Source organism: Methylobacterium fujisawaense, from assembly GCF_014138435.1.
Classification (GTDB): Bacteria; Pseudomonadota; Alphaproteobacteria; order Rhizobiales; family Beijerinckiaceae; genus Methylobacterium; species Methylobacterium fujisawaense.
This window is the reverse complement of the sequence record NZ_JACJIM010000004.1, coordinates 560568-573044: the sequence shown is the minus strand read 5'-3', so window position 1 is coordinate 573044 and position 12477 is coordinate 560568. Positions and strand designations below refer to the sequence as shown.

Annotated in this window: 6 protein-coding genes and 1 tRNA gene; 5 read left to right on the top strand and 2 right to left on the bottom strand. The window is 68.6% G+C overall.

Features of this window, described 5'->3' with window-relative positions:
• Nucleotides 1–47: 47 nt before the first annotated feature.
• The 3 genes from GGQ91_RS15250 to GGQ91_RS15240 all read left to right on the top strand — a co-directional run bounded on the left by GGQ91_RS15250 (nucleotide 48) and on the right by GGQ91_RS15240 (nucleotide 3515).
• Complete coding sequence (locus GGQ91_RS15250) at nucleotides 48–1718, top strand: thiamine pyrophosphate-binding protein (RefSeq protein ID WP_182592311.1); 1671 nt, start codon at nucleotides 48–50, stop codon at nucleotides 1716–1718.
• Between the two features lie 61 nt (nucleotides 1719–1779).
• Nucleotides 1780–3357, top strand: coding sequence for an aldehyde dehydrogenase (NADP(+)) (locus GGQ91_RS15245; protein WP_182592310.1), 1578 nt, complete (start codon nucleotides 1780–1782; stop codon nucleotides 3355–3357).
• Between the two features lie 83 nt (nucleotides 3358–3440).
• Nucleotides 3441–3515 (top strand) — tRNA-Gln (locus GGQ91_RS15240).
• A 1004-nt stretch (nucleotides 3516–4519) separates the two neighbouring features.
• Here GGQ91_RS15240 and GGQ91_RS15235 read toward each other — a convergent pair.
• Both GGQ91_RS15235 and GGQ91_RS15230 read right to left on the bottom strand, forming a co-directional pair.
• Nucleotides 4520–7720: a glycosyltransferase family protein gene (locus GGQ91_RS15235; protein ID WP_182592309.1), complete on the bottom strand. Its 3201-nt coding sequence runs from the start codon at nucleotides 7718–7720 to the stop codon at nucleotides 4520–4522.
• A gap of 32 nt (nucleotides 7721–7752) precedes the next feature.
• Nucleotides 7753–8748: a glycosyltransferase family protein gene (locus GGQ91_RS15230; protein ID WP_182592308.1), complete on the bottom strand. Its 996-nt coding sequence runs from the start codon at nucleotides 8746–8748 to the stop codon at nucleotides 7753–7755.
• A gap of 218 nt (nucleotides 8749–8966) precedes the next feature.
• Between GGQ91_RS15230 and GGQ91_RS15225 the strand changes: the two genes are divergently transcribed.
• Together GGQ91_RS15225 and GGQ91_RS15220 are read left to right on the top strand one after the other, a co-directional pair.
• A complete protein-coding gene (locus GGQ91_RS15225; protein WP_246410695.1) occupies nucleotides 8967–10613 on the top strand; it encodes a class I SAM-dependent methyltransferase in 1647 nt (548 codons plus the stop codon).
• Nucleotides 10613–12409 (top strand): glycosyltransferase, encoded by a 1797-nt coding sequence (locus tag GGQ91_RS15220; protein ID WP_182592306.1) that lies wholly within the window; start codon nucleotides 10613–10615, stop codon nucleotides 12407–12409. Before GGQ91_RS15225 ends, GGQ91_RS15220 begins: the two co-directional genes overlap by 1 nt.
• Nucleotides 12410–12477 lie beyond the last annotated feature (68 nt).

Genomic DNA, 12477 nt, shown 5'->3' with positions numbered 1-12477 from the left:
CCCGGCGGAACGCCCCGGATGCGGCCCGAGGGCCAGGGAGGAACGGCTTGAGCGGATTGCCCCCACGCACCGGCGCGCAGGTGCTCGTCGACCAGCTCCGCGCCCAGAGCGTCGAGCGCGTGACCTGCGTCCCCGGGGAGAGCTACCTCGCGGTGCTCGACGCCCTGCGCGACAGCGGCATCGACGTGCTGGTCTGCCGGCAGGAGGGCGGCGCGGCGATCATGGCCGAGGCCGCGGGCAAGCTCACCGGCCGCCCCGGCATCTGCTTCGTCACCCGGGGGCCGGGCGCCACCAACGCCTCCGCGGGCGTGCACATCGCCCGCCAGGATTCGACGCCGATGATCCTGTTCGTCGGCCAGATCGCCCGGCGGATGCGGGACCGCGAGGCCTTCCAGGAGGTCGATTACCGGCAGATGTTCGGCGGGCTCGCCAAATGGACGGTGGAGATCGACGACGCGGCGCGCATTCCGGAGATCCTCGCCCGGGCGTTCCGGGTGGCGATGCAGGGCCGTCCCGGTCCCGTCGTGGTGGCCCTACCGGAAGACATGCTCGACGACGTCGTGGCGGTGTCCGACGCGCCGCGCGTCGTCCCGGCCGCCCCGGCCCCGTCCGGGGACGATGTGGAGCGTCTGCGGGCGATGCTGGCGGAGGCGCAGCGGCCGATGGTGCTGCTCGGCGGCTCCCGCTGGACGCAGGGCGCCGTCGCCACCCTGGCCGCCTGGGCTGCGCGCCACGACCTGCCGGTGGCGGTCTCGTTCCGGCGGGCGCAGCTCTTTCCCGCCGACCATCCGAACTTCGCGGGCGAGCTCGGGATCGGGCCGAACCCGGCGCTGCTGGCCCGGATCCGGGAGGCCGACCTGCTGCTGATGGTGGGCGGACGCCTGTCCGAGATGCCGGCGCAATCCTACGGCCTCCTCGGCATCCCCAATCCCGGGTTGCCCCTGGTCCACGTCCATGCCGACGCAGCGGAGCTCGGGCGGGTCTATCAGCCGGTGCTGGCGATCGAGGCGGCGCCCGAGACCTTCTGCGCCGCCCTGCCGGATTTCACGCCGACCGGGAGCGGTCGCGCCGCCGAGGCCCATGCCGCCTACCGCGCGTGGTCCGAGACGCCGGAGCCGAAACCCGGCGCGTTCCAGTACGGGGAAGCGATCACGTGGCTGCGGGAGCGGCTGCCGCGGGACGCGGTGATCTGCAACGGCGCCGGCAATTTCGCCACCTGGGTCCACCGCTACTACCGGTTCCGCGCCTTCGGCACGCAGCTCGCGCCGACCTCGGGTTCCATGGGCTACGGCCTGCCCGCCGCCGTGATGGCGAAGCGCGGCCGCCCGGAGCGGATCGTCGTGGCGCTCGCGGGCGACGGCGACGTGATGATGACCGTGCAGGAATTCGCCACCGCCGTGCAGTACGGGATCGCCGTCGTGGTGGTCGTGCTCGACAACGGCATGTACGGCACGATCCGGATGCACCAGGAACGCGAATATCCCGGCCGCGTCTCGGCGACCGAGCTGCGCAACCCCGACTTCGCGGCGCTCGCCCGCGCCTGCGGCGGCCATGGCGAGCGCGTGGAATGCACCGCGGACTTCGCGCCCGCCTTCGAGCGCAGCCTCGCCTCCGGCCTGCCGGCGATGATCCATTGCCGCGTCGATCCCGAGGCGCTCACCCCGACCATGACCCTCGCGGCCATCCGCGAGAAGGCCCTGGCGGCGCAGCGGGGCTGACCGCCCGTCACGCGTCCGTCCCGGTGCGGCCCGCCCGCACCCCTACGAAGAGGAGCAGCTCATGACCCTGCGCGGCGAGAACCTGATCGGCGCCGAGGCACGGCGCGGCACCGAGGCGGCCGTCCGGGCCGTCGCGGCGGCCACCGGCGAATCCCTGGAGCCGGATTTCCCCGGCGCGAGCCTCGGCGATCTCGACCGGGCCTGCGCCCTGGCGGAGGCCGCCTTCGACACCTACCGGGAGACCGATCCGGAGACGCGGGCCGGCTTCCTAGAGGCGATCGCCGCCAACATCCTGGAGACCGGCGACGCCCTCGTCACCCGCTGCATGGAAGAGACGGGGTTGCCCCGGCCGCGGATCGAGGGCGAGCGCGCCCGGACGGTGGGCCAGCTGCGCCTGTTCGCCGGCGTGGTCCGCGAGGGCAGTTCCGTCGCAGTGCGGATCGATCCGGCCCTGCCGGACCGCAAGCCGCTGCCCCGGCCGGACCTGCGCCTGCGCCGGATCGCCGTCGGCCCGGTGGCGGTATTCGGCGCCTCGAACTTTCCGCTCGCCTTCTCGGTGGCGGGCGGCGACACCGCCTCGGCCCTGGCGGCGGGCTGCCCGGTGGTGGTCAAGGCGCACCCGGCCCATCCCGGCACCTCGGAACTGGTCGGCCGCGCCATCCAGAAGGCGGTGGCGTCCTGCGGCCTGCCCGAGGGGACCTTCTCGCTGCTGTTCGATGCCGGCCAGTCGATCGGGCAGGGGCTGGTGGCCGATCCCCGGATCGCCGCCGTGGGCTTCACGGGCTCCCGTCGGGGCGGCACGGCCCTGATGGCGATCGCGGCCGCCCGCCCGGTGCCGATCCCGGTCTATGCCGAGATGAGCAGCATCAATCCGGTGCTGCTGTTCCCGGGCGCGCTGGCCGCGCGGGGCGCCGAGATCGGCCAAGCCTTCGCGGCGTCGCTGACGCTGGGTGCCGGACAGTTCTGCACCAATCCGGGCCTGATCCTGGCGCTGCCCGGCCCGGGCCTCGACGCCTTCCTGGAAGCGGCCGGCGCGGCCCTGCGCGACAGCCCCGCCGCGACCATGCTGACGCCCGGCATCCAGCGCGCCTACCGGGAGGCCGTCGCGCGGGTGGCCGGGCACGCCGCCGTCACCCGCATCGCCGAGGGTGCGGAGGGCGGGGTGACCCAGGGCCGGGCCAGCCTGTTCGCCACGGACTCGGACGTGTTCCTGGCGGATCCCGCGCTGCAGGAGGAGATGTTCGGGGCCTCGGGCCTCGTGGTGCGCTGCGCGGATCTCGCGGCGATGCGGGCGGTGCTGGAGCATCTGGAAGGCCAGCTCACGGCGGCGCTGCACCTCGCGCCGGAGGATCACGCGGCGGCGCGGGACCTGCTGCCGCTCCTGGAGCGCCGCGTCGGCCGCATCCTGGTCAACGGCTTCGGGACCGGGGTCGAGGTGGCGCACGCGATGGTGCATGGCGGCCCCTATCCGGCGACCTCGGACGGGCGCACGACTTCGGTGGGCAGCCTCGCCATCGACCGGTTCCTGAGGCCGGTGAGCTACCAGGACGTTCCCGACGCGCTGTTGCCGCCAGCGCTTCAGGCCGCCAATCCGCTGGGCCTGCCCCGCCGGATCGACGGCGTCCCCGAGCGCCGGTAAGCCGCTGCGGGCGGGGGGTTAGACGGCCGCGATCCACCGCTTGCCAGGGGCGGGCGCGGCGTCTAGACAGCCTCCGCTCACCTTGGGGCGTCGCCAAGTGGTAAGGCAGCGGTTTTTGGTACCGCCATTCCCAGGTTCGAATCCTGGCGCCCCAGCCAATTTTTCCAAGCAAAACAGCACCTTCGGGACCGGGACATAACCGCCCCCCCGAAACAGAAGGTGTTTTTCCGGCGCACAAGGGTCGGCACAAACCCGAATGGCCGAGCGATTCCCGGCGCCGGTGACCTGTGCCGTAAGTCCGAGGTGACGGACGAGGAGATCAAGCAGGCCACCGAAGCCGACCTTAAGGACGAGACCGCGAAGCCCTCGCCTTCAAGTCGGGTCACACCGTCGATATGGCCAAGGCAATCGAGACTCACCCACAGGCAAAGACACTGCTCGCGGACAAGGCAACCATCCCCGGCTTGCGCCGCACGATAGTGATGACCGCCCTGATCAGGGGCTTCCCGGACTAGGGATGATTCACAACGACGCCCGCCCGATCAGGGAGGCGGTCGATGCGCTCCGGGCCGCCGCGCCGTCCTCGCGCCGATCGGCGACGAACTGGAACACCGGCAGATTGGCGACCTCACCTTGTCGGATTCGGAGTTGTGGCGCTCCGCCGCCAGCCGCGGACGGGTCGAGGACAGCACTTCGCTACAGCCAGGCCCATCCAGAAGGCCCCTGCACCTCGAGGCGCCAGGCCACGTCAGAACATCCACCCGCACGTTCTAACAGTCTGGGGACTGACCTGATCGGCTTTTGCGTCGCGTGGCTGCGTTCGACCCAACGCGGCCGTTCACGCGCGGACCCCGGAAGCGGACGTATGGTCCGCCGCGACACTGGCAGTGTTGCGCCCGATCCAGCCAATCAGGCCGCTTTGGCATCTTCTCCAGAAGAGACAATCAAGCTGTCCAGCGCCACGACAGGCCCTGGGCCGCCGAGATCTATCCGGACGTGTGTCGTTCACGCGTATGGCAGATGATCTTGGACAAGGCCCGTCAGTATGGTTCGATCGGACAGTCAGGGCCGTTCAGTCGTGTCAGCGCGACCTCGCAGAAATGGTAGGCTTTAAACGGACCTGCTTTCGAAAACGACGCGTTGTGCCGCGTCGCGGGCCCCATCACGAGGGAGCAGCGATCCGAGTTTGGAACAAGGTCGCGAGTATCCGTAGATTCCTGCTGTGCGGCTCAGCGAGCAGAACCGTGCAGGTACTTGGATCGATGTTGGGAATAGACGCGACGATGCGCACGGTCCGCTTATCGATCCTGAGAACCGGCGCGCGCCATGCTTCGCCGGCTGATGACCGAAGGACGGCGAATAACTCCTTCGGAAGTCTGGGAGACGCGTCCGAAAACTCCACCTCCGCAGCCCAGAGCTGACCGGGCGAAATCGTCGTCGCATCCATATCTTCCGGTAGGCTGTGGCGCAGCGTGATGTTCTGCAGCGGCCCATTGAGGATCTTGCGGGGTTCAGGAACAAAGCGCGCCAGAGCCTCTGTGTCGGGCGCGATGAATACCGATGCGATGTCATCCAAGACCCGCAATTGATGATCGGCGACTTGGATAAGGGCGAGCGCGTAGTGCCCGAATGCCATTCCCGCCACCTCGATCTGTCCGGTGAAACCGGATGTCGCGGCGGCCGGTTCTCCGTACCATTTGGCGACGTCCGGCCGGAGATCGCTCTGCAGGGTGACCCACGATGTTCCGCATCTTCCAGTCAGCCGCAGGTAGAGCGCCTTGGGCGCGGGTCCGGAGATGTGCAACCATCCGCGCAGGAAAATGGACCCTTGCGCCACCGGCGAGAGATCCAGACTTCTGTTGAGGCGATCGTCGGCGCGCATCACGTCGAGGCTCCAGCCGCATTCGCTGCGTCTGATCGGCCTGAGAGGCAGACGGCGGAACGCATCGGGCAGGTCCGGCATCGGCCGAACGTGCGTGCTCGCGACGGCAGCGAGCGGCGTGGCCGCGGGGTGGGCCGCCTCGTCCCACTGGATCGCGGCGCTGGTCCACGACGGCGCGTTCGTTCGGAAGCCGAGGCTTTCAAGCCGCAGGTCGAACCCGTTCCGCAAGTGGCTGGGAATCCTGTTGTGGCGAACGGGCCGTGCCGCGATCAGGCGATCATAGAGCGCGCGGACCGTTTCGAGATGGTCGTCCACGGAGGGGAAGGACTTCTGTGCGATGGCTGCCTGCATCCGGGCCAAGCGGGCACGATCGTAGTGGAGCCCGATGAGGCGGTTGCGGACGGAGCCGGGATCGTCTGGCGACACCTTGTACCCGTCGACGCCATCCTGAACGCGCTCGGCCAAGGCACCGATATCGGTGACGATCGGGACGAGGCCGGCCTGCCACGCCTCGGTCAGCGCGATCACGAACGTTTCCGGCCACGTCGAGAGATGCAACGAGACATCGCACCCGGCCATCAGACCTCCGATGGCATGCTGCTCGTAGGAACCCGTGACGCTGACCTGATCCGGCCGGAAGGTCGCGATCAAATCGCGGTACTGGTCCTCGATCCTGCCGATCACCTTGAAGTGGATCGGATAAGCCTCACAACTCCGGATCAGGTTGATCGCCTGCAGGCCGCCTTTGTGGGCCGCGAAATTGCCCAGGATCGCTACGGTCAGCCGATCGGTGTCGCGCTTTCGCTTCAGACCGGACCCCACGCTTGGGACTGGGGCACTCGGTGCCACCATTGCGATCTCGCAGAGCCGCTCCGCGGGGAGGCCGGGGAAGAAGCGCTGGAGGTAGCGCGCCGTCTTGGGGGTACTCGTGACGAAGGCATCGATTGCCTCGGTCACCAAGGTCATCATGCCGTCGCGCCGGGCCTTTGAGCCGGGCGGGTAGTTGTTTGCCGCCACCAGGCAGGCGTCGCACTGATCCGCGCCACGGTTGACCACGTCGCAGAAGCGGCCAGCATGATCGAGAAGCAGCCAGCGCTCGCAGATCAGGAAATGATCGTGCAGGTGGTAGACGGTGGGAACGCCGCAGGCCCGCGCGATGAGAGGCAGCGACAGCGGGACATGCATCAGGTGATGGATGTGGACGAGGTCGATCTGATGCTCGAACAGGATTCGCTGGAACAATCCCTCGACGAACGGATCCGTCGAGAGCGGTGGCGTGACGGCGCCGCAGGCGTACGATTCCGCGATCCCGGGGCCTTCGAGCCGCAGCGACCAGCATCCATCGTCGACCACGGGAAACAGGAACAGGATCCGATAGGGCTCCCCGAGTTCGGTCAGCAGTTCCTGGTAGACTTCGACACCGCCGCCGGGGCGATATCCCATTCGGTTGTGGGTGAGCATCAGGACCGTGCGGACGGGCGTCGTCCCGTGGAGGGGCCGTAGCGTCTGCGTCCGCCGGTCTTCCACTACGGCATCCAGGATGGTCGCGACACGGTGATCATAAAGATGCTCGGCCTGGGTCCGCGCCTGAGCGGCACGCGCGCGTTCGATGCGGCGCTCAGGCGAAGTCAGGGCCGCCTCAATCGCCTCGATGGCCGCAGCTTCGTCGCTGCAGAGTGCAATCTCAGAGCCGGGCGCATAATATTCGGCTGTCTCCGGTTCGGGCGAAACCACGACCTGATAGCCGCCAGCGAGGGCTGTCTCGAATAGCCGCGGCGGCGGCGTTGAGCCGGTCGCCTGATCGGCGCGCGCGGATGAGAAGCTCCGCGGCAGGGTCAGCACGACCCGGCTGCGGTTGGCCAGCAGAGCGAAGTCGCGATTCCCGCACCGCCAGTCGGTGACGAGGGTCTCATCCTCGAGTGCGGGCTGTCCGATGTGCTCGTTCCACGGCAGGGCCAGTTTGAATTTCACGTCCCGCGGCAGTCTCGCCGAGAGTGCGTTCAGCGTTGCGACCCGGTTCGGCCACGCCGTTCCGATGAAAAGGAGGTCGTAGCGGTAGCGCGTGTCGTCATCGAGCACTGCCAGATCGTGAAAGATCGACGAGGCGGCCAGCGGGAGGTGTCGTGCCCGCCCGCCATAGGCCGGAACGCTGGCCCGGTCATTGGTGAAGACAAGATCGAAAGTCTTCGCGCCGCGCACGTTCGCCTCAAGCTCGTACGGGTCTTCTGTGGTCCAGAGCACGCTGGTTCGGGCGAGGCCTGCGAGCCGGCCGACGACGTGCGCATGCGCTCGGGCGCCCCCAAAAGCGACCAGCGTGTCGAACCCCTGCTCGGCGAAGGTGATCAAAGCGTCCGCATGTCCGGCGACATGGACGCGTCTAACGGCAGGATGACGGCGGAGCGCGTCCGCGATGGCAAGCACGAGATAGCGATTATGCGTCCGCGGCTCAGTATCGAGCAACAGGATCGACAGGTCGGACATGTTAACGTTCGTCTGTGTACGCGGCGACGGGCTCAGGCCGGAACCGTCAGGCGGCTGAAATCGAGCAGACGCGCCGCGCGATGCCGGTATGTGTGCTCGCGGAGCGCGCGCGCCTGCGCGCGACGCGCAATCGTCTCAATCGCCTCGGGCTCATCGAGCGACCGCTCGATGGCACGCGCGATGTCGCCTGCGCCATCAACCAGCAGAATCTCCGTGTCCGGCTCGAAATGCTCGCAGATCTCCAGGCCCGTGACGAAGAAGGCCTGCGTGGAGCCCGACAGGGCGACTTCGAAGGTCCGCGGTCCCGGCGTCGCCTGCGGGAGCGACAATCGGCGATTGGCCACGTCGAGGTCTCGGCCGATGTTGAGCGTCAGCCGGGCCGCGGCGGCATAGTCCGCCATCTGCGCGGGTGTCAGTCGGCGATTCACCGCGCAACGGAGTGTGTCCGGCCATCCGGCACCCAGGATCTCGACGACGTGGCGGGATAGGAAGTCGTCGATCCGACGCATCAGGGCGATGCGGTTCGGATAGGCGACGCCGCAGAAGAACATGACCGTCTCCCGTTCGGCCACCGGGCAAATGGGCCTGAAATGGCGGTTGGGGGCTGCGGCCAGAGGGAGGTGATGGATGTCGGGGTGCCGATAGTGCTGTGCCGCCCAGGAATCGTTGCTCACGACGATGTCGGCGTAGAGGTCGGCCTTGAAGGCATAGTCGAATTCGTACGGGTCGTCCGTCAGCCAGAATATGAGGACCGCACCGACAGCATCCGCGGCCCTGCGAAGTTCACGCAGGTCCGACAGATCAGGCACGAGACTTCCGACCGCCACCACCACATCCGGGCGGGACGCTCTGATCACGGATACCGCCAGTTCCAGTGGCGACTGGATGACACGCTCGACGCCGAGGAGTTCGGCAAAGCCCTCCGCGAGGTCGCTTCGGATTCCAGGATTTCTGTTGAGCGTATCAGGGAAGGTGCTCGTCACCAGCACGTGCGGGCCGGCCAACGAGATGGCGCTGACGAAATTCATCCCTATTGACCTCGACGGGACAGGCCGGTTTTGCTTGTAGCTTAACGCTTATTATAAGTAGACACGAAACCGTCACATGTCCATTTCGGACTTAGATTCCGCTCAACCAAAGTGCGGCAGGGAAAATTTGGAACAATTGGTATTGGCATTCAGGAAACATGCGGCGGGATAATTTGGCAATATGCCCATCCGTCTTGCCGGACGAGCGGGGCGCGGACATGATGCGCCCATTCTCCTCGTGGTTGACCGGCAGCCTGCTGGTGCTGGGCTCGAAGCCGCACGCCTATGCCAGAGCAGGCTGTGCGCCTGGCGTGTCCGTGCTCACCACAGCGGACGGAAACGACCTATCGGCCTCGGTACGTTTCGACGCGGTCTTGCTGCTCGATTTCCTGCCACATCACGCTGTCGGCGCAGGGCGCAGGCTCGAGGCGTCCATCACATGGGCCCGCGCGCGGCTGCGGCCGGGGGGGCGATTGATTCTGGCGATCGACAATGCCCTGTCGCTGAACGGGTTCGCTCATGGCGCCGAGGCGCCTGGACGGGGCGGCTTTCCGAGTCTCGAGGGATCGTCCGGGCCGAACGGTCTCCGACTGCCGACGCGGGTTGGTCTTCGACGGTCGCTCCAGACCTGTGGCCTGATCCATCAGGCGTGGTGGTTTCCGTTTCCGGACCGGGCGCAGCCCGTGAGCCTCGTCGCCGAGCGGGGTCTGGCTCGGCAGAGCGGCTTCGATCCCGGAGCGCTTGCCATCGGTGCGGCCGGGCCGGAGCCCGGTTCCGGCGACGAGGCGCTGTTTTCGCTGCGGCGCGCCTGGAGACAGGTGGTCGATGAGGGGCTTGCCGCCGACCTCGCGCCCGCCTTTCTGGTCGCTGCCTCAGAGGAACCGCTGCCGCAGGATGATCGTCTAGCGATCCATATCGGACTGCGTCGGCGTCCGGAATTCGAGCGGCTGGTGACCTTCGTGGCAGCGGGGTCGCAGATCCACGTGCGCCGGACGCGTCGGTATCCCGACCTGCCCCCGCACGTCGACGGGGTGGCGAACCTCCTGCCGTCGGAAGCCTACATGCCGGGGCCGCTCTGGTCGTCAGCGCTCGACACGCAACTGGCACGGGACGGTTGGTGCCTGGACGCAGTGGCTGCCTGGGCCGGGACCTGGCTCGAGGCCGTGTCGCGCAGCTTCGTGGCCGGCGCAGCGCTGAAGCTCGAGACGATCCTGCCGGGATCAGCCCTCGACGCGATCCCGAAAAATCTTGTTGCGGGGCCCATCAACACCTTCATCGACCTGGAATGGGACCTCGGCGCCCCTCTGGATCAGGGGCACCTCGCCGTGCGCGGCCTCGTCAACGCTCTGATCGACGTGCCGGACTGGGGGCGATCCGGATCGTCCGGACTGACGCTGCTGGACGCCCTTCAGGCCTTGCTGCCGCGGCTCGGGCTCGCCCTGGATGACGCGCAGCTTGCCGACCGTCTCGCCCGGGAGAGCCGCTTTCAGTCGATCGTCAGCGGCCATGCGACGGAGCGCGGCCTCGGCTGGGCCGCTGCGACGCGCCTTCACGCCGGCGGCTCGGCGGAGGCCCGCGCAGTCCAGGCGGGTTCGCCCAGGGCGATCGATGACGCCGCCGCGGAGATCGCGCGCTTGCGTGAGGAGAACGATGCCTTGCGCGCAGCGCGTGCGCTCGACGCCGCAGCGCACGAGGCGGCCGGACTGGAGAGCGCCCGCCGCACCGACCGCGTGATCGCCTACGCGGCCGAGCTTCATCGCGCGCGCGACCAGCTTGAGGCGACGCTTGCCGCTCGTCTCGCGCCATCCGGCCGCGTCGGCCGCCTGCCATTACGCCTCCGGCGCCTGCTTGGAAGAACGACCTGATGCGGCTGCTCGTGGCCTGCGATCACCTTGCGCTGACCGGCGGCCTTTTGCGCTTCGAGCGGGTCGGGCGCGTCCTTGTCCGCCGCGGGCACGACCTGGCCTTCCTGGCCCTGGGCTCAGGCGAGGACGGCTTCGAGACACAGCTCCGTGTCCTGCACCTCGAGGACGCGGCCCGTGAACATTGGGACGCCGTCATGGTGCCGGGAGGCGGCTTTCCGGATGCCACGATCGCGCGCTTCGCGGATCTGAGGGCCCCTCATTTCGGCGTGCGCGTGCAACATCTCCTCAACGGCCCGGTGCGGCGGGATGCCTACGCGCGCGTCACGCGGACCTTCGCGCCGGATCTCATCGTGGCGAACAACGACCACTGGGGTGATGCGGATCTCGACGCCTTGGGGCATCCGTGGCGCCGTCTCATCGGTGCGGTCGATGCGGGCCTGTTCGCGCCGCCTGTCCTGAGACCTGCGCGAGGTGTCCGCCACAGGCTCGGAGGCATCGCCAACAAGCGCCCCGCGGCCCAGCTCGCCGCCCTCGACAGGCTCGGCGATGCATGGGCATTGCACTGGTTCGGACGGCCGGACTGGGGGCTCGTGGGCGCGCGTGCCGATCTGGTCGCCTCGGGCCGCCTCAACGTGCACGGGCCGCTGCGCGAGGCCGACCTGCCGGCGTGGTACCACGGGCTCGACGCCTTCTGCAGTGCCGAAGCGCATGCCGGCTGGTGCAACCCGGCCGCGGAAGCCATGGCCTGCGGCACGCCGCTCGTCACGACCGTGCACGGCACGCTGGCCTTCGCCAAGGACGCCGTGACCGCCCAAGTGGTTCCGGACGGTTCCGACGAGGCACTCGGGGCGGCCATCGCGGAGGCGGCGGACCGGATCGTCGCCGATCCGGCTGGGGCAGCGGTCCGCGCGGAGGCGGGTCGCGCGCGCATCCGGGCGCTGGACTGGGACACCTACGCCGATGGACTCCTTCGCGCCATCACAGACGCCGTGTCCTCGCGCGCGCAGCGGGCCGCCGCAGCCAGGCCGCCCGAGACGCCCACCCGCGAGACCGTGCAGCGCCTCTCAGACCTTGCGACCGCCGAAGGCCCGTTGCCGGACGATTTCGATGCGCTGGGCTACATCCAACTGCATCCGGACCTCGCGGCGCTGTTCGAGCATCCCTGGCAGGGGCGGTTGCATTACCTTGAGCACGGCCGGCGAGAAGGGCGGATCTACCCATCGAACCTCACGCGGGCACAGCAGAAAGCCGCTCAGGCCTCGCGGATCGCGCTCGCCGTGGACGGACTGGACGGCTCCGGCAAGTCAAGCATCGCGCGGCACGTCGCCGAGGCTATCGGCGCGACCGTGCTGCACCCGTTCGGCGGTCAGGTCGGCGCCATCATGGTCCACCTCGCCCGGACCGGTCAGCACGCCCTCGCCGACGACGTGGCTCATGCCGCGGTTGCGACGGCGATTGCCAACGCACCGCCGGGGCCCGTCGTCTTCGATCGGCACTGGTTCACGGCCTCGCAGCTCTTGTCGCCCGCCTTCCGTCCCGGCTGGGACCCGCGCCCGTTCACCGTCATGTGCTGGGCCGATCGACCCACCACCATCGCCCGGATGGTCGCGCGCGGCACTCCCAACCCGTCCCAGCACATGACCGAGGCCCGAATCGTCGGCTACCGGGCGCTCGCGGACGAGTTGAACGTGCCGCTGCTCGACACCTCACGCATCACGCCCGAGGAGGGAGCGGCGCAGGTGCTGGCAATGCTGGCAAGGTCCGCACCGCATGCCCCGGCCATCAGAAACCGGTAACATCCTGTCCGCTGTTCTGGCCGACCTCCCCTGCAGTGAGCGGTCGGTTTTCGGCCAGACTAGGCCAT